17 protein-coding genes are annotated in these 19,187 nt (G+C 62.6%); 12 read left to right on the forward strand and 5 right to left on the reverse strand.

Annotated elements, in window-relative coordinates; all coding sequences use genetic code 11:
• The first annotated feature begins 227 nt into the window (after positions 1-227).
• Positions 228-1,622, forward strand: a complete 1,395-nt coding sequence (locus KSS93_RS07805; RefSeq protein WP_217887802.1) for a PhoH family protein — start codon at positions 228-230, stop codon at positions 1,620-1,622.
• A 51-nt stretch (positions 1,623-1,673) separates the two neighbouring features.
• Here the strand turns inward: KSS93_RS07805 and KSS93_RS07810 are convergent, their stop codons facing one another.
• Positions 1,674-4,088 carry a TonB-dependent receptor plug domain-containing protein gene (locus KSS93_RS07810; protein ID WP_217887803.1) on the reverse strand — a complete coding sequence of 805 codons (2,415 nt, stop codon included), beginning with the start codon at positions 4,086-4,088 and terminating at the stop codon, positions 1,674-1,676.
• Between the two features lie 317 nt (positions 4,089-4,405).
• Here KSS93_RS07810 and moaC point away from each other — a divergent pair, with 317 nt between their 5' ends.
• From moaC to moaE, 3 genes are read left to right on the forward strand one after another with little or no spacing between them, the layout of a single operon-like run.
• Positions 4,406-4,876, forward strand: coding sequence for a cyclic pyranopterin monophosphate synthase MoaC (moaC, locus tag KSS93_RS07815; protein ID WP_217887804.1), 471 nt, complete (start codon positions 4,406-4,408; stop codon positions 4,874-4,876).
• The gene (locus KSS93_RS07820; RefSeq protein ID WP_217887805.1) at positions 4,876-5,121 is read left to right on the forward strand and encodes a MoaD/ThiS family protein; all 246 of its coding nucleotides are present in this window, start codon (positions 4,876-4,878) and stop codon (positions 5,119-5,121) included. The genes moaC and KSS93_RS07820 overlap by 1 nt, the downstream gene beginning before the upstream one ends.
• A gap of 2 nt (positions 5,122-5,123) precedes the next feature.
• A complete protein-coding gene (gene moaE, locus KSS93_RS07825; protein WP_217887806.1) occupies positions 5,124-5,570 on the forward strand; it encodes a molybdopterin synthase catalytic subunit MoaE in 447 nt (148 codons plus the stop codon).
• A 315-nt stretch (positions 5,571-5,885) separates the two neighbouring features.
• Here moaE and rhlB read toward each other — a convergent pair whose 3' ends face one another.
• Both rhlB and KSS93_RS07835 read right to left on the reverse strand, forming a co-directional pair.
• Positions 5,886-7,349 (reverse strand): ATP-dependent RNA helicase RhlB, encoded by a 1,464-nt coding sequence (rhlB, locus tag KSS93_RS07830; RefSeq protein ID WP_217887807.1) that lies wholly within the window; start codon positions 7,347-7,349, stop codon positions 5,886-5,888.
• 100 nt (positions 7,350-7,449) lie between these two features.
• A complete protein-coding gene (locus KSS93_RS07835; RefSeq protein ID WP_217887808.1) occupies positions 7,450-8,106 on the reverse strand; it encodes an alpha/beta hydrolase in 657 nt (218 codons plus the stop codon).
• A 335-nt stretch (positions 8,107-8,441) separates the two neighbouring features.
• Here KSS93_RS07835 and KSS93_RS07840 point away from each other — a divergent pair, with 335 nt between their 5' ends.
• The 4 genes from KSS93_RS07840 (at position 8,442) to KSS93_RS07855 (ending at position 12,599) form a co-directional block, all read left to right on the forward strand.
• Positions 8,442-9,470: an amino acid ABC transporter substrate-binding protein gene (locus tag KSS93_RS07840; RefSeq protein ID WP_217887809.1), complete on the forward strand. Its 1,029-nt coding sequence runs from the start codon at positions 8,442-8,444 to the stop codon at positions 9,468-9,470.
• A 67-nt stretch (positions 9,471-9,537) separates the two neighbouring features.
• The gene (locus tag KSS93_RS07845) at positions 9,538-10,716 is read left to right on the forward strand and encodes an amino acid ABC transporter permease (RefSeq protein ID WP_217841884.1); all 1,179 of its coding nucleotides are present in this window, start codon (positions 9,538-9,540) and stop codon (positions 10,714-10,716) included.
• Positions 10,717-10,726: 10 nt separating this feature from the next.
• Positions 10,727-11,824 (forward strand): amino acid ABC transporter permease, encoded by a 1,098-nt coding sequence (locus KSS93_RS07850; protein WP_217887810.1) that lies wholly within the window; start codon positions 10,727-10,729, stop codon positions 11,822-11,824.
• 10 nt (positions 11,825-11,834) lie between these two features.
• Positions 11,835-12,599: an amino acid ABC transporter ATP-binding protein gene (locus tag KSS93_RS07855; RefSeq protein ID WP_217841886.1), complete on the forward strand. Its 765-nt coding sequence runs from the start codon at positions 11,835-11,837 to the stop codon at positions 12,597-12,599.
• Positions 12,600-12,689: 90 nt separating this feature from the next.
• Here the strand turns inward: KSS93_RS07855 and algW are convergent, their stop codons facing one another.
• Positions 12,690-13,850 carry a Do family serine endopeptidase AlgW gene (algW, locus tag KSS93_RS07860; RefSeq protein WP_217887811.1) on the reverse strand — a complete coding sequence of 387 codons (1,161 nt, stop codon included), beginning with the start codon at positions 13,848-13,850 and terminating at the stop codon, positions 12,690-12,692.
• A 240-nt stretch (positions 13,851-14,090) separates the two neighbouring features.
• On the opposite strand from algW, the gene KSS93_RS07865 reads away from it, so the two are divergent.
• The 3 genes from KSS93_RS07865 (at position 14,091) to cysN (ending at position 17,998) form a co-directional block, all read left to right on the forward strand.
• A complete protein-coding gene (locus KSS93_RS07865) occupies positions 14,091-14,849 on the forward strand; it encodes a Nif3-like dinuclear metal center hexameric protein (RefSeq protein ID WP_217887812.1) in 759 nt (252 codons plus the stop codon).
• A gap of 314 nt (positions 14,850-15,163) precedes the next feature.
• Complete coding sequence (gene cysD, locus KSS93_RS07870; protein ID WP_011535568.1) at positions 15,164-16,081, forward strand: sulfate adenylyltransferase subunit CysD; 918 nt, start codon at positions 15,164-15,166, stop codon at positions 16,079-16,081.
• A 15-nt stretch (positions 16,082-16,096) separates the two neighbouring features.
• Positions 16,097-17,998 (forward strand): sulfate adenylyltransferase subunit CysN, encoded by a 1,902-nt coding sequence (gene cysN / locus KSS93_RS07875; RefSeq protein ID WP_217887813.1) that lies wholly within the window; start codon positions 16,097-16,099, stop codon positions 17,996-17,998.
• 498 nt (positions 17,999-18,496) lie between these two features.
• Here cysN and KSS93_RS07880 read toward each other — a convergent pair whose 3' ends face one another.
• Positions 18,497-18,709 (reverse strand): hypothetical protein, encoded by a 213-nt coding sequence (locus KSS93_RS07880; RefSeq protein WP_217887814.1) that lies wholly within the window; start codon positions 18,707-18,709, stop codon positions 18,497-18,499.
• Between the two features lie 301 nt (positions 18,710-19,010).
• On the opposite strand from KSS93_RS07880, the gene KSS93_RS07885 reads away from it, so the two are divergent.
• On the forward strand, positions 19,011-19,172 hold the full coding sequence (locus tag KSS93_RS07885) for a hypothetical protein (RefSeq protein ID WP_217887815.1): 162 nt from the start codon (positions 19,011-19,013) through the stop codon (positions 19,170-19,172).
• Positions 19,173-19,187 lie beyond the last annotated feature (15 nt).

The following is a 19,187-nucleotide window of genomic DNA, read 5'->3' on the forward strand; positions in this document are numbered from 1 at the left end:
GTCAATTGGAAAAATAAACTTCACCCAAGCGTAAAAAGACTTTTTTCGGTCATGGTTTTTGCGGTATGAAGAAACCAGACAGCCGAACCCTGCAGCACAGGTGGCGTCATCCAGGCCCTCCTGTCAGGTGCGCTCCCCGCCCGTAACGACGCGGATACGGGGAGATCGGCGGTCACTCTGCGGCGCAGCAGTTCGCGCCGTGTCGCTACCACATAAGGTGACCGAGTATGGATGACCAAGGACGCAACCCTTCCTCCAGCAAGCCAATCCTGTATGTGCTCGATACCAACGTCCTGATTCACGACCCCAACGCCCTGCTGAACTTCGAGGAGCACCACGTCGCCATACCGATGACGGTGCTGGAGGAACTCGACAAGCTCAAGACCGGCAAACACACCATCGCCGCCGAATGTCGCCAGGCCATCCGCCTGATCGACCAGACCTTGGGGGATGCCTCGCCCAGCGATGTCGAACTCGGCGTGCCGATCCAGCGTGGCAAGAGCGGGCCCAAGGGCTTTCTGTCCATCCTCATGAGCACGCGCAACGAACCCAACCGCGTGCTCCCGGAAAACCTCGCCGACAACATCATCATCAACCAGTTGCTGGACCTGCGCAGCAAGCGCGCCGACCTGGACGTGATCCTGGTCACCAAGGACATCAACATGCGCCTGAAGGCGCGCGCCTGCGGCATCGCCGCCGAGGACTACAGCACCGACCAGCTGGTCGACGACGTATCCTTGCTGTCCAAGGGCTACCACTCGGTCACCGGCTCCTTCTGGGACCGGGTCAGCAAGGTCGATACCCGCCAGGAACGCGGCCGCACCTGGCACCGCGTGCAACTGCTCGAGGCGCTGCCGGCGGTACACATCAACGAGTTCATCATCGACGAACAGGGATTCGTCGGCTGGATCAAAGGCAACCGTGAAAACGAGCTGCTGCTGCTCGACCTGCACCAGGAGCCATTGCTGCACCAGGAAGCCTGGGGCCTGAAACCGCGCGACATCCACCAGAGCCTGGCGCTGTTCGCCCTGCTCGACCCGGATATCCACCTGGTCAACCTGACCGGCGCCGCCGGTTCCGGCAAGACCATCCTGGCGCTGGCCGCAGCCATCGAGCAGACCATGGTCAGCAAGCGCTACCGCCGCATCATCGCCACCCGCAGCGTGCAGGGGCTGGACCAGGAGATCGGCTTCCTGCCAGGCACCGAAGCGGAGAAGATGGAACCCTGGCTGGGCGCCATTACCGACAACCTCGAAGCCTTGCACATGGATGACGAGAGCACCCATGGCAGCGTCGAATACATCCTCGAACGCGTCCCGCTGCAGTTCAAGTCGCTGAACTACATCCGCGGGCGCAGCTTCCAGCAAAGCCTGATCCTGATCGACGAGTGCCAGAACCTCACCCCGCACCAGATGAAAACCATCATCACCCGTGCCGGCAGTGGTTCGAAGGTGGTCTGCCTGGGCAACCTGGCGCAGATCGACACCCCCTACCTGTCCGCGACCAGCTCGGGCCTGACCTACCTCACCGAGCGCTTCAAGGACTTCCCCCACGGCGTGCACATCACCCTGCAGGGTGTACCGCGCTCGGTACTGGCCGAGTACGCCGAGTCGCACCTGTAAGCCACGCTCGCGGGCCTGCCATGGCAGGCCCGCGATGCTTGTGCACACGCCTCAGAAGTCATACGCCAGCTTGCTGTACCAGTAGCCACCACCGGGGTAGAACGGCGGGTTGCCATAAGGCGCCAGGCCCAGGCTGCTGTACACGGCGTGGTCATCCGGGCGCACATCGAAGATGTTGGTGCCGCCCAGGCTCAGGGTGAGGTGTTCGCCGAAGGTGTAGCTCACGTCCAGGTCGGTGATCCACTTGGCACCAAAGCTGCGGTCGCCGCTGGGGTTCACCGCCAGGGTCTTGACCGAGCCGTAGCGGGTGGTTTGCAGGTTCACGGCAAGGTCTGCCAGCTTCCAGTTGGCGCCGACGATCCACTTGGTTTTTGGCGAGGCGTCGGTCAGGTCGCCCTCACGGTCGCGGCCCACCAGGTTGACCCCGGAACCTGCCAGGGCTGCCGGCGTGTCACGGGTGCCTTCGATGGTGGTCTTGTTCCAGTTGAAGGCCAGGTTCCAGCGGATGTCGCCCCAGGCACCGAGCAAGGTGGTGTGGTCGGCGACGATGTCCAGGCCGCGGGTGCGGGTGTCGAAGGCATTGGTGTAGTAGTTGACCCAGGTACCCGGTGCTACCCCCTGCGCCGCCAGGATGTCGTTGATCACGCCATTGCCCTGGTCATAGATGTTGGTGGTGAGGGCGATGCGGTCATCGATGTCGATCAGGTAGGCATCGGCGGTGATGCTGGTGCGCGGCGCCGGTTGCCAGGTCAGGCCCAGGCCCAGGTTGCGCGATTTTTCCGGCTTCAGGTCGTCGCCGCCCAGGGCCTTGGCCAGTGCGCTGCCGGACGGGGTGAGGCGGGTCACGGCGGGCACCACGTTGCCGTTGACGTCGGTGGCCACGCGGTTGTCGGCCACGGTGTAGCCGATCTGGGTCAGGGAGGGTGCTCGAAAACCAGTGCCGATGGTGCCGCGCACCGCCACGCTGTCGGTCAGCTCGTAGCGCGAGTTGAGCTTAAGGCCAAAGGTGTTACCCGAGTCATCGTCGTAGTGCTCCACACGGCCGGCCACGTCGAGGAACCAGCGCTCGGTGAGGTCGAAGGCCAGGTCCAGGTAGCCGGCGTAGTTGTTGCGGATCAGGCTGACCTCGTCTTCGGGGCGAATGGTCACGGCCGCCTGTGCGCCGGAGGCTGCCGGGTAGGTGCCGGTGATGTAGGCCTCGGGGTCGCCGGCAAAGGTGCTGAAGCGCTCCCAGCGGTGTTCCAGGCCTGCCGATACCTGTACCGGGGTGGTCAGGTCGAACAGGCTGTCGTAGTGGCGGGTGATGTCCAGGTTGTTGGTCCACTGCTCGAAGCGGAAGGTGGCCAGGTTGTCGAAGCGGGTCGGCGAGGCGGTGCCTAGCGACGGGTTGATGTTCAGGTCGCTGGAGTGGTGCACGTTGTTGCGCCCGTAGGTGGTGCTCAGGTCCCAGTTCCAGTCCGCCGCCTGGCCCTTGCCGCCGAACAGCAGCTGGTAGTCGCGGTCCTTGATGTTGTTCAGCGGGTAGTAGCCGTCCGGGAACACTTCGGGTACGGCGGCGGTGCCGGTTGGCAGGCGAAAGTAGTTGGCGGCTTCGGCGTCGCGCTCGCCGTAGGTGGAAAACGAATAAAGCGTCAGCCCGTCCAGCGGCAACTCGGCGTTGTAGGCGAGGTTGAACGCCTTGAGCTCGGGGTCGCCGTTCTTGATCGCCTCGCGGTCCCAGGCCGCTTCCTTGGCCGGGTCCTGGAACGCCCGCACGCTGCTGTCGGCCTTGTTGTTCCAGGAGGCGCTGCCACGCTTGCGGGCATCGGCAGACAGGTGCACAAAACCGCCGTCGCCAAGTGCAAAACCCTGGTTGCCGGCGAGCTTGATGGTTTCGCCCTGGCCCGAGAACAGTTTGCCGTAGCTGCTTTCGACGTGGCCGCCGGCGTTGTCCGAGCGCAGGATGATGTTGATCACCCCGGCCACCGCGTCCGAGCCGTACTGGGCGGCGGCGCTGTCTTTGAGCACTTCGATGTGGTCTACCGCACTGACCGGGATCAGGTCGATGTCCACGGCATTGGCGCCGCTGTTGTCGATCGAGCCGCGCTGGCCGGTGGCGCCGTTGTGCCGGCGTTTGCCGTTCACCAGTACCAGCGTGTAGGCCGGGCCCAGGCTGCGGTTGCTCAGCGGCCGGGTGACCGAGTTGTAGCCGGCGATATTGGTGCCGAAGTTGAACGACGGCAGCAGCTTGGAGATGGCCTCGGACAGCTCGGCGCGGCCGGTCCTGAGCAACTGCTCGCTGTTGATCACATCGATCGGTGCCGGGCTGTCGGCTACGGTGCGTTCCTGGCCGCGCAGGCCGGTGGAAATCACCGTGACGGTGCCCAGGGTCGGGTCTTGGGTGGCTGCGTCGGCAGCGGCGGGTAGCGCCGACAGCAGCAGGGTGCTGGCGAGCATCGAGCGCGCAGAAGGGGTAATCGCTGGCATGTGCTGGAAGTATCCGTTGATCCTGGCACTGGCCCGTTGTGTGGGTACAGCTTGATAGGGGGGAGAGGGGTGGTCAGGTCAGTCCTGTCATCAACCTGTTCGGTGTGGTAGAGAAATTAATGCGATAAAAACCGAGTGTGAAAGTCTTTTTATGCATAAGCTAATTATGACAAGTATTTATTTAGTTTGATTTTAAGATGATTTAATTTGATGACTCTGCCGGGCAGCGAGCCGCCGGCCTGCCTTCAGGCGTTTTCTCTTACAAATTTCCTGACTGCCAGGTTTACACTGTCGGCTCCCTTCCCAGGAGCAGAGCAGTGCTGACTCATCTTGATTCCCAAGGGCGCGCCAACATGGTCGACGTCACCGAAAAAGCCGTGACTGCCCGCGAGGCGATCGCCGAGGCGCGGGTGCGCATGCTGCCGGCCACGCTGCGCATGATCGTCGACGGCGAACACCCCAAGGGCGACGTGTTTGCTGTAGCGCGCATCGCCGGCATTCAGGCGGCGAAGAAGACCAGCGACCTGATCCCGCTGTGCCACCCGCTGATGCTCACCAGCGTCAAGGTCGAGCTGCTTGCCGAAGGCGAGGAGGTGGTGCACATCACTGCGCGCTGCAAGCTGGCCGGGCAGACCGGTGTGGAAATGGAGGCGCTGACCGCTGCCAGTGTTGCCGCGCTGACGATCTACGACATGTGCAAGGCTGTGGACAAGGGCATGGTCATCGAGCAGGTGCGCCTGTTGGAAAAGACCGGCGGCAAGAGCGGCCACTACAAGGTGCAAGGGTAATGAAGGTCAAAGTCATGTATTTCGCTCGCTACCGTGAGCTGCTGGGCGTCGATGCCGAGCACCTGGAAGGCGAGTTCAAGGTACTCGACGATGTGCGCCAGGCGCTGGTGGGCAAGGGCGGGCAGTATGCCGTGCTGGCCGAGCAGAACCTGATGTGCGCGCGCAACGAGGAGCTATGCCGGCTTGACGAACCAGTTGAAGATGGCGACGACGTGGCGTTCTTCCCGCCGGTGACCGGAGGCTGAGCATGGGCGTACGGGTACAGCAAGCGGCGTTCGACCCGGGGGCCGAGGTCAATACCATGCACGCGGCCAACGTTGGCGTGGGCGCGGTGGTCGGGTTCGTCGGCTATGTGCGTGATTTCAACGATGGCCGGGAGGTGGCGGGGATGTTCCTCGAGCATTACCCGGGCATGACCGAAAAGGCGCTGCACAAGATAGTGGTGGAGGCCGAGGGCCGTTGGCCGCTGCTCAAGGTCGAGGTGCTGCACCGCATCGGTGCGCTGGAGCCGGGCGAGCCGATCGTGTTCGTTGGTGTTGCCAGTGCGCACCGTCAGGCCGCGTTCGATGCCTGCAACTTCATCATGGACTACCTGAAAACCAGGGCGCCGTTCTGGAAGAAGGAAAACACCCGGCAAGGGCCGCGCTGGGTCGAGGGCAAGCAGAGTGACCAGGACGCGGCGGGGCGCTGGTAGGCCGGTGATCAATGGCCGGGGCTGCGCCCCGGTTCGCGGGTAAATCCGCTCCCACAGGTTTCGCGGCGTTGGCTGATTTTGTAGGAGCCGGCTTGCCGGCGATAGGGCCTGGCCTGCAACAACGAAGGCCGGGCCTTGTAAGAAGGCTGCCGGCCTCATCGCTGGCAAGCCCGCTCCCACAGGGGCCGCGGCGGGCTCGTGCCCAGTTCTCTGCGCGACGGCGCAGCCCGAAAGGACTGGGTGATCTCCTACAGAGGGCGCGCCGCCTGCTGATGCTGCGCATGGCTCATGGGCAGCGTTCGGCAGCCCGGGGTATCAGTGATGCTTGCGCGGTACCGCAGTCAGCAGCTCGTCCGGCGGCATCTCGCACTTGATCTTGCGCCCCAGCAGCTCCTCGATGGCCGGCAGCTGGTACGAGTCATCTTCACCGGCAAAGCTGATCGACACACCGCTGCTGCCGGCACGGCCGGTGCGGCCGATGCGGTGCACGTAGTCGTCCGGGTCTTCCGGCAGGGTGAAGTTGATCACGTGGCTGATGCCGTCGATGTGGATGCCGCGGCCGGCCACGTCGGTGGCCACCAGCACGGTGATGCGCCCTTCGCGGAAGTTCTCCAGGGTGCGGATGCGCTTGTGCTGCGGCACATCACCAGACAACTGCGCGGCGTTGATGCCATCGCGTACCAGTTTCTCTTCGATGCGCCGCACTTCGTCCTTGCGGTTGGCGAATACCATCACCCGTTCCCACTTGTTCTGCGTAACCAGGTTGTACAAGAGCTTGTACTTGTCGCTGCCGGCCACGGCATACACGTGCTGCTCGACGGTGTCGCTGGCCACGTTCTCCGGCTCGATCTCGACGATGGCCGGGTTGGTGGTCCACTGCTTGGCCAGGTTCATCACATCATCGGTGAAGGTGGCCGAAAACAGCAGGGTCTGGCGCTCGCTCTTGGGCGGGGTCTGGCGGATGATCTGGCGTACCTGCGGGATGAAGCCCATGTCGAGCATGCGGTCGGCTTCATCCAGCACCATCACCTCGACCATGTCCAGGTGCACCTCGCCGCGCTGGTGGAAGTCCAGCAAACGGCCCGGGGTGGCCACCAGGATGTCGCAGTGGCGCGATTCCAGGGCCTTGAGCTGCTTGTCGAAGTCCATGCCGCCGACGAAGCTCATCACGTTCAGGCCGCTGTACTTGGTCAGGGCGATGGCGTCGTTGGCGATCTGCACCACCAGCTCGCGGGTGGGGGCGATGATCAGTGCGCGTGGTTCGCCCATGTAGCGTTCGCCGGGCGGTGGTACCTGCTGCAGCTGGGAAATGATCGACACCAGGAATGCGGCGGTTTTGCCGGTACCGGTCTGGGCCCGGCCGATGGCGTCCTGGCCACGCAGGGTGTAGCCCAGCACCTGGGCCTGGATCGGCGTGCAGTAGGGGAAGCCCAGGTCGTGGATCGCGTGCATAAGCTCGTTGGAGAGCTTGAAGTCGTGAAAGCGCGTCTTGCCTTCCTGCGGCTCGACCACGAAATCCTCGGGCTTCCACAGGCTGGCCTGGGGCTTGGGTTTGCGTTCACGGCGCGGCTTGGGTGCAGCGGGTTGCTCGGCGCGCGGGGCCTCGGGCTCGGCCGGCTTGGCGGCGCTGCGCGGTTTGATGGGCGGCTTGGGCTTGGCGCTGGCGCGGGCCGGCTTGGCAACCTGCGGCGCCGGCGCAGGGGCGCTCACGGCGACAGGCTCGGCGGCCTGCGGCGCGGCTTCCGGCTTGGCGAATATTTTCTTGAGTGCCTTGAGCACGATCGTCTCGTCAACTGGTTAAGGAATGTACGCCGGGCAGTGTAATGCAAGAACCGGGCGCGGCGTAGTGGAATGCTCGGCGGGCTACAGGGGTGGGGGCTCAACCGAGCTGCTGGCTCAACCAGTTGTAGATGTCGGTGAGTTCCTCGACCACCACCTCGTGCTCCATCGGGTACTCGTGCCAGCGCGCGGCGACGCCCCAGGTGTTGAGGTACTCGAACGCGGTACGGCCCATGGACGGGATCACCACCGGGTCGTGCACGCCGTGCAGGCACAGCGCCGGGGTGCGCTGCTGGCAGGCGCTGAGCTGGCGCTCGTCGCTGAAGGTGGGGGCATAGGTGGACAGGGCGATCACCCCGCCAAGTGCTTCTTGCCACTTTATATAGGCAGTGTGCAGCACCACCGCGCCGCCCTGGGAGAAGCCGGCAAGGATGATCCGCGACAGGCTGACGCCCTTGGCCTGTTCAGCCTTGATCAGCGCGATCACCTGGTCGGCCGACTCTTCCAGCTGCGCCTCGTCGATGGCCCGGGCCGGGGTCATGGCCTTGATGTCATACCAGCTGGGCATGGCGTAGCCACCGTTGATGGTCACCGCGCGGGTCGGGGCCTGGGGCATGACGAAGCGCGTGCTGGCCAGCCGTTCCTGCATGAATTCGGCCACCGGTAGGAAGTCGTAACGGTCGGCGCCCAGGCCGTGCAACCAGATCACACAGGCATCAGCGGTTTTTTGCGGTTCAAGAATCAAAGGCTGGGTCATTCACTGCTCCGAAAGAGTGCGCAGGTACAGATTGAGTGCATAAAAAGAAGGCAGGGTGGGTTAATGCCAGAAAAAGATGTCGCAACTCTACAACTTTTCCTACTTGACTCCCGCTTAATCGCTTAAGCCTGCAACTGTGGTACGCACTTTGCTGTGTACGAGCCATGCGTTGGGGTGGGCCTATGTGGGTAACACCCCTCGTATGAATCAAAGGCTGTCACAGAACAGCCCATTGCGCCAATTGACCCAAAAACAAGCCAACAAGGGTCGGATGCGCCTCATAAGGGTGCGGTGCAATTCCGGCTCGTACAACAAGAGCGATTTGGAGGTTGTGAATGAAGATGTTGAAAACCACCCTGGCAGTCCTGACCGCTGCCGCCGCGCTGGGCGCCACCAGCTTCGCCCAGGCCGGTGCCACTCTCGATGCGGTGAAGAAGAAGGGCTTCGTCCAGTGTGGCGTGAGCGACGGCTTGCCGGGCTTCTCGGTACCTGATGCCCAGGGCAAGATCGTCGGCATCGACGCCGACGTGTGCCGCGCCGTGGCCGCCGCCGTGTTCGGCGACGCCACCAAGGTCAAGTTCAGCCAGCTCAACGCCAAGGAGCGCTTCACCGCGCTGCAGTCCGGCGAAGTCGACGTACTGTCGCGCAACACCACTTGGACCAGCTCGCGCGATGCCGGCATGGGCCTGGTGTTTGCCGGTGTCACGTACTACGACGGCGTGGGCTTTTTGGTGAACAAGAAGCTTGGTGTTTCCAGCGCCAAGGAACTCGATGGCGCGACCATCTGCATCCAGGCCGGTACCACCACCGAACTGAACGTTTCCGACTACTTCCGCGCCAACGGCCTGAAGTACACCCCGATCACCTTCGACACCTCGGATGAAAGCGCCAAGTCGCTGGAGTCGGGCCGTTGCGACGTGCTCACCTCGGACAAGTCGCAGCTGTTCGCCCAGCGCTCCAAGCTGGCCGCGCCGACCGAGTACGTGGTACTGCCTGAAACCATCTCCAAGGAGCCTCTGGGCCCGGTGGTGCGCAAGGGCGACGAGGAATGGTTCAGCATCGTCAAGTGGACCCTCTTCGCCATGCTCAATGCCGAAGAAGCCGGTATCACCTCGAAGAACGTCGAGACCGAAGCCAAGTCCACCAAGAACCCGGACAACGCGCGCCTGCTCGGCGCTGACGGCGAGTACGGCAAGGACTTGAAGCTGCCGAAGGACTGGGTCGTGCAGATCGTCAAGCAGGTCGGCAACTATGGCGAAGTGTTCGAGAAGAACCTTGGCCAGAGCACTGACCTTAAGATCGACCGTGGCATGAACGCCCTGTGGAACAACGGCGGCATCCAGTACGCACCTCCAGTGCGCTGATGGCGGCACCCCGCGGCGGCATCCTGCCGCCGCGGGTCGTTTCACACCCTTCTTTCCGGGGCACTTCATGCAAAATCAAATCGGCGCACGAAAGGGGTTTTCCCTTAGCGATCCACGGGTGCGCGCGTGGCTGTTCCAGGTCATCACGGTATTGTTCGTGGTCGGCCTGGGCTGGTACCTGTTTCACAACACGCAAACCAACCTGCAGCACCGGGGCATCACCTCGGGCTTCGACTTTCTCGAGCGCAGCGCCGGCTTCGGCATCGCCCAGCACCTGATCCCCTACGTGGAATCGGACAGCTACGCGCGGGTGTTCGTCATCGGCCTGCTCAACACCCTGCTGGTGACCTTCATCGGCATCATCCTGGCCACCTTGCTGGGCTTCATCATCGGCGTGGCGCGGCTGTCGCCGAACTGGATGATCAACAAGCTGGCGACGGTGTACGTGGAGACCTTCCGCAACATCCCGCCGCTGCTGCAGATCCTGTTCTGGTACTTCGCGGTGTTTCTCACGCTGCCGGGGCCCAAGGGCAGCATCAACATCGACGACACCTTCTTCATCAGCAACCGCGGCCTGAACATGCCCGGCGCTTCGATGGCCGATGGCTTCTGGCCGTTCGTGGTGGCGCTGGTGCTGGCAATCGTCGCCATCGTGGTGATGGTGCGCCAGGCCAACAAGCGTTTCGACGCCACCGGCGAGCCGTTCCACAAGTTCTGGGTGGGCCTGCTGCTGTTCATCGGCATCCCCGGCGTCTGTGCGTTGCTGTTCGGTAGCCCGGTGCACTGGGAAGTGCCGCAGCTCAAGGGCTTCAACTTCGTCGGCGGCTGGGTGCTGATCCCTGAACTGCTGGCCTTGACCCTGGCGCTGACCATCTATACCGCAGCATTCATTGCCGAGATCGTGCGTTCGGGCATCAAGTCGGTCAGCCACGGCCAGACCGAGGCCGCCCGCTCGCTGGGCCTGCGCGAGGGCCCGACCCTGCGCAAGGTGATCATCCCGCAAGCCTTGCGAGTGATCATTCCGCCGCTGACCAGCCAGTACCTGAACCTTGCCAAGAACTCGTCGCTGGCTGCCGGTATCGGCTACCCGGAGATGGTCTCGCTGTTCGCCGGTACCGTGCTCAACCAGACCGGCCAGGCCATCGAGGTGATCGCCATCACCATGAGCGTCTATCTCGCCATCAGCATCAGCATTTCGCTGCTGATGAACTGGTACAACAAGCGCATCGCGCTGATCGAGCGGTGAGGGTCCAACCGTGACAGCCCATGTTTTCAAACCTGATATGCCGCCACCGGTGAAGACCGTGGGCGTGCTCGCCTGGATGCGGGCAAACCTGTTCTCCAGCTGGCTCAATACCCTGCTGACGTTGTTCGCCCTGTACCTGGTGTGGCTGATCGTGCCGCCGCTGGTGCAGTGGGCGCTGATCGACGCCAACTGGGTCGGCACCACCCGCGCCGACTGCACCAAGGATGGCGCCTGCTGGGTGTTCATCCAGCAACGCTTCGGCCAGTTCATGTACGGCTACTACCCGGCAGAACTGCGCTGGCGCGTGGACCTGACCGTGTGGCTGGCAGTGCTTGGCGCCGCGCCGTTGTTCATCAACCGCTTCCCGCGCAAGGCGGTGTACGGCCTGGGCTTCCTGGTGCTGTACCCGATCATCGCCTACACCTTGCTACACGGCGGCATGCTCGGGCTCGCCAGCGTTGCCACCAGCCAGTGGGGCGGCCTGATGCTGACTCTGGTGATCGCCACCGTGGGCATCGTCGGCGCCTTGCCTCTGGGCATTCTGCTGGCGCTGGGGCGGCGTTCGAACCTGCCGGCGGTGAAGGTGGTCTGCGTGACCTTCATCGAGTTCTGGCGCGGCGTGCCGTTGATCACCGTGCTGTTCATGTCGTCGGTGATGCTGCCGCTGTTCCTGCCCGAAGGCATGAGCTTCGACAAGCTGCTGCGGGCGATGATCGGGGTAATCCTGTTCCAGTCGGCGTACATCGCCGAAGTGGTGCGTGGCGGCCTGCAGGCCATCCCCAAGGGCCAGTACGAAGCGGCTGCGGCCATGGGCCTGGGCTACTGGCGGGCGATGGGGCTGGTGATCCTGCCCCAGGCGCTGAAGCTGGTGATCCCCGGCATCGTCAACACCTTCATTGCCCTGTTCAAGGACACAAGCCTTGTGATCATCATCGGCCTGTTCGACCTGCTCAACAGCGTCAAGCAAGCCGCTGCCGACCCGGCCTGGCTGGGCATGGCGACCGAGGGCTATGTGTTCGCGGCCCTGGTGTTCTGGATTTTCTGTTTCGGTATGTCCCGCTACTCCATGCACCTGGAGCGCAAGCTGGACACTGGCCACAAGCGTTAGGAGTTTCGAAATGAGTGAAGCGATCAAGCAGCCTGCCGGCCCCGAAGGCATCATCCAGATGCAGGGCGTGAACAAATGGTACGGCCAGTTCCACGTGCTCAAGGATATCAACCTGAACGTGCGCCAGGGCGAGCGCATCGTGCTGTGCGGCCCGTCGGGCTCGGGCAAGTCCACCACCATCCGCTGCCTCAACCGCCTGGAAGAGCACCAGCAGGGGCGCATCGTGGTCGATGGCGTGGAACTGACCAACGACCTCAAGCAGATCGAGGCCATCCGCCGCGAGGTGGGCATGGTGTTCCAGCACTTCAACCTGTTCCCGCACCTGACCATCCTCGAGAACTGCACCCTGGCACCCATGTGGGTACGCAAGCTGCCGCGGCGCAAGGCCGAGGAAATCGCCATGCACTTCCTGGAGCGTGTGCGTATCCCTGAGCAGGCGCACAAGTACCCGGGGCAGTTGTCCGGTGGTCAGCAGCAGCGCGTGGCAATTGCCCGGGCGCTGTGCATGAAGCCGAAGATCATGCTGTTCGACGAACCCACCTCGGCGCTGGACCCAGAGATGGTCAAGGAGGTGCTCGACACCATGGTCAGCCTGGCCGAGGATGGCATGACCATGCTCTGCGTAACCCATGAAATGGGCTTTGCGCGTACCGTGGCCAACCGGGTGATCTTCATGGACAAGGGCGAGATCGTCGAGCAGGCGGCGCCGGATGACTTCTTCGACCGGCCGAGCAATGACCGGACCAAGTTGTTCCTGAGCCAGATTCTGCACTGACACTGAAAAAAGCATCGCCGGCAAGCCGGCTCCTGCAGGGTTTCGCATTCCCCTGCAGGGGCCGGCTTGCCGGCGATGGCGTTTGGCGCGTTACTTCTCTTCCTGCGTGGCCACCGGGGCCGGTGGCGGGCGAAGGCCCACTTCGGCAATCAGCTTGAGCTGTTGGCCATTGCGCAGCACTTCGATGCTGATCTTGTCGGTCGGCTTGATCCGCGCCACCTGGTTCATCGACTTGCGCCCGTCACCGGCCGGCTCGCCGTTGATGCTCAGGATCACGTCACCCAGTTGCAGCCCCGCACGTGCCGCCGGCCCGTCGCGGAAGATCCCTGCCACCACGATGCCCGGGCGGCCCTGCATGCCGAACGACTCGGCCAGCTCCTGGCTCAGCGGCTGCACCTCGATGCCCAGCCAGCCACGGATCACCTGGCCGTGCTCGACGATCGACTTCATCACCTCCAGTGCCAGCTTGACCGGGATGGCGAAGCCGATGCCCTGCGAGCCGCCGGACTTGGAGAAAATCGCCGTGTTGATACCCACCAGGTTGCCGTTGGCATCCACCAGCGCGCCGCCGGAGTTGCCCGGGTTGATCGCAGCGTCGGTCTGGATGAAGTCTTCGTAGTTGTTCAGGCCCAGCTGGTTGCGGCCGGTGGCGCTGATGATGCCCATGGTCACGGTCTGGCCGACACCGAACGGGTTGCCGATGGCCAGGGTCACGTCGCCGATGTGGATGTTGTCGGAGCGGCCGATGGTGATCGACGGCAGGTTCTTCAGGTCGATCTTGAGCACCGCCAGGTCAGTTTCCGGGTCGCTGCCGATGACCCGGGCCAGGGTTTCGCGGCCGTCCTTCAGGGCCACGACGATCTGGTCGGCGCCGCTGGTGACGTGGTTGTTGGTCAGCAGGTAGCCCTCGGGGCTCATGATCACTGCCGAGCCCAGGCTCGACTCCCAGCGTTTCTGCTTGGGCAGGTTGTCGCCGAAGAAACGGCGGAACTGCGGGTCTTCGAACAGCGGGTGGGCGCTCTTGTTGACCACCTTGGTGGTGTACAGGTTGACCACTGCCGGGGCGGCGAGGGTCACGGCGTCGGCATAGGAGACCGGGCCCTGCATGATGCGCGAGGTCTGCGGCGCCTGTTGCAGGTTGACGTCCTGGCTCGGCAAGCCGACCCATTGCGGGAAACGCTGGATGATCAGCATGGCGATCAGTACGCCAGTAAGCAGGGGCCAGCCGAAGTAACGCAGAGCCTTGAACATGAACGAGTCCTGGAAATGGGGCAGGGGCCACTTCAGTGCAGCCCGGGGCGCAAGCGCGCGCGATGATACACCGCTGATCCATGGCGCGAAATCTGCGGCGCCTGTTTCGCGGGTGAACCCGCGAATGGCGCCACCCCCGGGCCTGTGCCGGCGGTTTCCCCGAAACCGTCGACGGCCCATAATGGCGGCCATTATACGGGTGTTGAAACCCGCAAAAATGCAGATTTCGAGGAGATTTTCATGGCCGTCGCCCTCAATACCCTGGTCGAGGAAGCCGAGCGCTACCTGGCCTGCGCGAAGATCCAGGACTACTGCCCCAACGGCCTGCAGGTCGAGGGCCGGCCGCAGGTCAGCCGCATTGTCACCGGCGTCACCGCAAGCCAGGCGTTGCTGGATGCGGCGGTGGAGGCCGGCGCCGACCTGGTGCTGGTGCACCACGGTTATTTCTGGAAAGGCGAAAACCCCTGCATCACCGGCATGAAGCAGCGCCGCCTGAAGACCTTGCTCAAGCACGACATCAGCCTGCTGGCCTACCACCTGCCGCTGGATGTGCACCCCGAAGTGGGCAACAACGTGCAGTTGGCGCGGCAACTGGATATCACCGTCGAAGGCCCGCTGGACCCAAACAACCCTAAGGTGGTCGGGCTGGTCGGCTCGCTGGCGGAACCTGTGTCGGCGCGTGACTTCGCCCGCCGGGTGCAGGAGGCCATGGGCCGCGAGCCGCTGGTGATAGAGGGCGAGCAGATGATCCGCCGGGTGGGCTGGTGCACCGGGGGCGGGCAGGGCTACATCGATACCGCGATTGCCGCCGGGGTCGATTTGTTCCTCAGCGGCGAAGCCTCCGAGCAGACCTTCCACAGCGCCCGCGAGAACGGCATCAGCTTTATCGCCGCCGGGCACCATGCCACCGAGCGTTATGGTGTGCAGGCGCTGGGCGATTACCTGGCGCGGCGCTTCGCCCTGGAGCACCTGTTCATCGATTGCCCCAACCCGATCTGATCTTCTTGCCACAGGCAATCACGGCCCCTGTAGGAGCGGCCTTGTGCCGCGAAAGGGCTGCGCAGCAGCCCCGGGATGTTGGAATCATGCAGCATTGCCGGGGCCGCTTTGCGGCCCTTTCGCGGCACAAGGCCGCTCCTACAGGATTCGGGGTTGCTCAGCAGTTATGTGATGCTCCTGACCCAAACCCCCAGTCATATCGTTAGATTGTTTCGATCTAGCCCGCCGCCTAAATAGAATCAGGTGCTGTGATAAAGTGGCTCGCTCGAACACGGCCCGCAGGCCGTCCATAAGATCGTTTTTCGTGAGTAGCCATGGTCGACAATCTGACGCACTTGAAACAGCTGGAGGCGGAGAGCATCCACATCATCCGCGAGGTGGCCGCCGAGTTCGACAACCCGGTGATGCTGTACTCGATCGGCAAGGATTCCGCGGTCATGCTGCACCTGGCGCGCAAGGCCTTCTTCCCGGGCAAGCTGCCGTTCCCGGTGATGCACGTCGACACCCAGTGGAAATTCCAGGAGATGTACCGCTTTCGCGACAAGATGGTCGAGGAAATGGGCCTGGAGCTGATCACCCACGTCAACCCTGAAGGTGTGGCGCAGGGCATCAACCCGTTCACCCATGGCAGCTCCAAGCACACCGACATCATGAAGACCCAGGGCCTCAAGCAGGCGCTGGACAAGCATGGTTTCGATGCCGCCTTCGGTGGCGCGCGCCGCGACGAAGAGAAGTCCCGCGCTAAAGAACGCGTGTACTCGTTCCGCGACAGCAAGCACCGCTGGGACCCGAAGAACCAGCGCCCGGAGCTGTGGAACATCTACAACGGCAAGGTCAACAAGGGCGAGTCGATCCGCGTCTTCCCGCTGTCGAACTGGACCGAGCTGGACATCTGGCAGTACATCTACCTCGAAGGCATCCCGATCGTGCCGCTGTACTTCGCCGCCGAGCGTGAAGTGATCGAGAAGAACGGCACCCTGATCATGATCGACGACGAGCGCATCCTCGAGCACCTGAGCGATGAAGAGAAGGCGCGCATCGTCAAGAAGAAAGTGCGTTTCCGTACCCTGGGCTGCTACCCGTTGACGGGCGCTGTCGAGTCCGAAGCCGAGACCCTGACCGACATCATTCAGGAAATGCTCCTGACCCGGACGTCCGAGCGCCAGGGCCGCGTCATCGACCACGATGGTGCAGGTTCGATGGAAGACAAAAAACGCCAAGGCTACTTCTAATTTCAGGGTTTCGTCATGTCGCACCAATCTGATCTGATCAGCGAGGACATCCTCGCCTACCTGGCCCAGCATGAGCGCAAAGAGCTGCTGCGCTTCCTGACCTGCGGCAACGTGGATGACGGCAAGAGCACCCTGATCGGGCGCCTGCTGCACGACTCCAAGATGATCTACGAGGACCACCTCGAGGCTATCACCCGCGACTCGAAAAAGTCCGGCACCACCGGTGAAGAAGTCGACCTGGCACTGCTGGTGGACGGCCTGCAGGCCGAGCGCGAGCAGGGCATCACTATCGATGTCGCCTACCGCTACTTCTCCACCGCCAAGCGCAAGTTCATCATCGCCGACACCCCGGGCCACGAGCAGTACACCCGCAACATGGCCACCGGTGCGTCCACCTGCGACCTGGCGATCATCCTGGTGGATGCCCGTTACGGCGTGCAGACCCAGACCCGCCGGCACAGCTACATCGCCTCCCTGCTGGGCATCAAGCACATCGTCGTTGCGGTCAACAAGATGGACCTCAAAGGCTTCGACGAGCAGGTATTCGAGTCGATCAAGGCCGACTACCTGAAGTTTGCCGAGAGCATCAACCTCAAGCCTTCGAGCCTGCACTTCGTGCCGATGTCGGCGCTCAAGGGCGACAACGTGGTCAACCGCAGCGAGCAGTCGCCGTGGTACACCGGCCCGGTGCTGATGGAAATCCTCGAAAGCGTCGAGATTGCCGCCGACCGCAACGTCACCGACCTGCGTTTCCCGGTGCAGTACGTCAACCGCCCGAACCTGAACTTCCGCGGCTTTGCCGGCACCATCGCCGGTGGCGTGGTGCACAAGGGCGACGAGATCGTCGTGCTGCCGTCGGGCAAGAGCAGCCGGGTCAAGTCCATCGTCACCTTCGAAGGTGAGCTGGAAAACGCAGGCCCCGGCCAGGCCGTGACCCTGACCATGGAAGACGAGATCGACATCTCCCGTGGCGACCTGCTGGTACACGCCGACAACGTACCGCAGGTGACCGACCAGTTCGACGCCATGCTGGTGTGGATGGCCGAGGAGCCGATGCTCCCGGGCAAGAAGTACGACATAAAGCGCGCCACCAGTTACGTGCCGGGTTCGATCGCCAGCATCACCCACAAGGTCGATGTGAACACCCTCGAGCAGGGCGCTGCCAGCGCGCTGCAGTTGAACGAGATCGGCCGGGTCAAGGTCGCCCTGGACAGCGCCATCGCCCTGGACGGCTACGACAGCAACCGCACCACCGGTGCGTTCATCGTCATCGACCGCCTGACCAACGGCACCGTCGGCGCCGGCATGATCATCGCCCCGCCGGTACTGCCGCATGGCAGCAGCGGCCAGCATGGCAAGCTGGCCCACGTGGCCACCGAAGAGCGCGCCCTGCGCTTCGGCCAGCAGCCGGCCACCGTGCTGTTCAGCGGCCTGTCTGGCGCGGGCAAGAGCACCCTGGCCTACGCCGTGGAGCGCAAGCTGTTCGACATGGGCCGTGCGGTGTATGTGCTCGATGGCCAGAACCTGCGCCACGACCTGAACAAGGGCCTGCCCCAGGACCGTGCCGGGCGTACCGAGAACTGGCGCCGCGCCGCCCATGTGGCGCGCCAGTTCAACGAAGCCGGCCTGCTGACCCTGGCCGCCTTCGTTGCCCCTGACGCCGAAGGCCGCGAGCAGGCCAAGGCGCTGATCGGCAAGGAGCGCCTGGTGACCGTGTACGTGCAGGCCTCGCCGCTGGTGTGCCGCGAACGCGACCCGCAGGGCCTGTATGCCGCCGCTGGCGACAACATCCCCGGCGAAAGCTTCCCGTTCGACGTGCCGCTGGATGCGGACCTGGTGATCGACACCCAGTCGGTCAGCGTCGATGAAGGCGTGAAGCTGGTGCTGGATGTGCTGCGCCAGCGTGGGGCGATCTGATCGGGTTGCCTGATGTGATGTGAAAAACCCCGCTTCGGCGGGGTTTTTTTGGCATTACTTAACTGTTGCGAGTGTTTTTATTTAAATAGAATGTCTCAAATATTAAGCGCTATGCTTGAACGTCAGGATGTTCAGTGTGGTCCATTGAATGCTTGATTTATTCGCTATGGGTCAGAGGGTCGAACGCCCCGGTCTTAATGCCGGAGGTTTTGATCTTGTCGAGCCATTCCGGAAACTTCTCTGACCAGAACTCATATTGTGACCAAGGGTGGCGCTCAATGAAGACCTCACCCATAGAGGCTAGCAGTGTGTCGTCAAGGCGGTTGAGTTGACCTTGTCGGTTGCCCCAGACTGCGCGGGATATCGCATCGTCATCATGGTTTTTTAAGCATTCGTCTAGTTGTTTTGTTGACCTAAACCTAGGCTTTTGAGTAAGCGTGCGCTGATTTCGTAACTGGCTTCCGTCTGCCTTGCGTCTTTGCCGAGACGCGCGGCCAATTATGTTTTCAGTGCGTCAGGAGTAATCTCTACTCCTGCAAGATTGCCCGATGCAACTGAGTTTCTCGCTTTTACTCTTAGGATTTGATCTTCTGCTTCAAGTGCTTGAAATTCTCTATCTGCAATTTCCAGCATTCCAGCGAGTGCAGTGCATCTTCTCTTGATCGTGGTAGGTATTACAGAAGCACTTTTATACTGGATGTCATGTTCCATCGAGGATGGCCTGTTAGCCGGTGGTGTAGCCGTTATCTTCCACCCGCTTGACCCGTCATCGGGTGAGGTGGGGTGGGAGAGTGAGCCGTTCGAGGTGTGCGGGCTGTCAGCTGCTTCTTGGAATCAGTTTTCTCCGCCTCTTTGTAGGATGTTTCTGAAAGTTGGCTTTTTCGTCTGCGCTCCTTTGCGGGTGCGCTAATGGCGCACTAGTCTGAGGCTGTCGCTGCATATCAGCGAATTTGCGTTAGAACGGTTGCCATCTTTTCTGGTGTACCTGTCACCCTTAGACAAGGAGCAAGTCATGAAACAGAAGGTCCAGCAAGATATGACGTCCCTCAATAATAAAGATGCCGATAAAGCGCTTTTCACCCAAGAAGAGTTGCAGGCGTTGAGCGATGCCATCAATAAGTCTAAGACACGTGTTTCCGAAACGAAAGCGGCGAGCTGCGCCTACCACCGCTGAGCAGGCCCTGAAAAA

The organism is Pseudomonas xanthosomatis, from assembly GCF_019139835.1.
In the GTDB taxonomy this organism is placed as follows: Bacteria; Pseudomonadota; Gammaproteobacteria; order Pseudomonadales; family Pseudomonadaceae; genus Aquipseudomonas; species Aquipseudomonas fakonensis.

Coding starts and splice junctions, on each gene's coding strand:
- KSS93_RS07840 (WP_217887809.1), top strand. CDS start 8,442: ATGAAGATGTTGAAAACCACCCTGGCAGTCCTGACCGCTGCCGCCGCG.
- KSS93_RS07810 (WP_217887803.1), bottom strand. CDS start 4,088: ATGCCAGCGATTACCCCTTCTGCGCGCTCGATGCTCGCCAGCACCCTG.
- KSS93_RS07820 (WP_217887805.1), top strand. CDS start 4,876: ATGAAGGTCAAAGTCATGTATTTCGCTCGCTACCGTGAGCTGCTGGGC.
- KSS93_RS07835 (WP_217887808.1), bottom strand. CDS start 8,106: ATGACCCAGCCTTTGATTCTTGAACCGCAAAAAACCGCTGATGCCTGT.
- KSS93_RS07885 (WP_217887815.1), top strand. CDS start 19,011: ATGAAACAGAAGGTCCAGCAAGATATGACGTCCCTCAATAATAAAGAT.
- cysD (WP_011535568.1), top strand. CDS start 15,164: ATGGTCGACAATCTGACGCACTTGAAACAGCTGGAGGCGGAGAGCATC.
- KSS93_RS07805 (WP_217887802.1), top strand. CDS start 228: ATGGATGACCAAGGACGCAACCCTTCCTCCAGCAAGCCAATCCTGTAT.
- algW (WP_217887811.1), bottom strand. CDS start 13,850: ATGTTCAAGGCTCTGCGTTACTTCGGCTGGCCCCTGCTTACTGGCGTA.
- KSS93_RS07880 (WP_217887814.1), bottom strand. CDS start 18,709: ATGGAACATGACATCCAGTATAAAAGTGCTTCTGTAATACCTACCACG.
- moaE (WP_217887806.1), top strand. CDS start 5,124: ATGGGCGTACGGGTACAGCAAGCGGCGTTCGACCCGGGGGCCGAGGTC.
- KSS93_RS07845 (WP_217841884.1), top strand. CDS start 9,538: ATGCAAAATCAAATCGGCGCACGAAAGGGGTTTTCCCTTAGCGATCCA.
- KSS93_RS07855 (WP_217841886.1), top strand. CDS start 11,835: ATGAGTGAAGCGATCAAGCAGCCTGCCGGCCCCGAAGGCATCATCCAG.
- cysN (WP_217887813.1), top strand. CDS start 16,097: ATGTCGCACCAATCTGATCTGATCAGCGAGGACATCCTCGCCTACCTG.
- KSS93_RS07865 (WP_217887812.1), top strand. CDS start 14,091: ATGGCCGTCGCCCTCAATACCCTGGTCGAGGAAGCCGAGCGCTACCTG.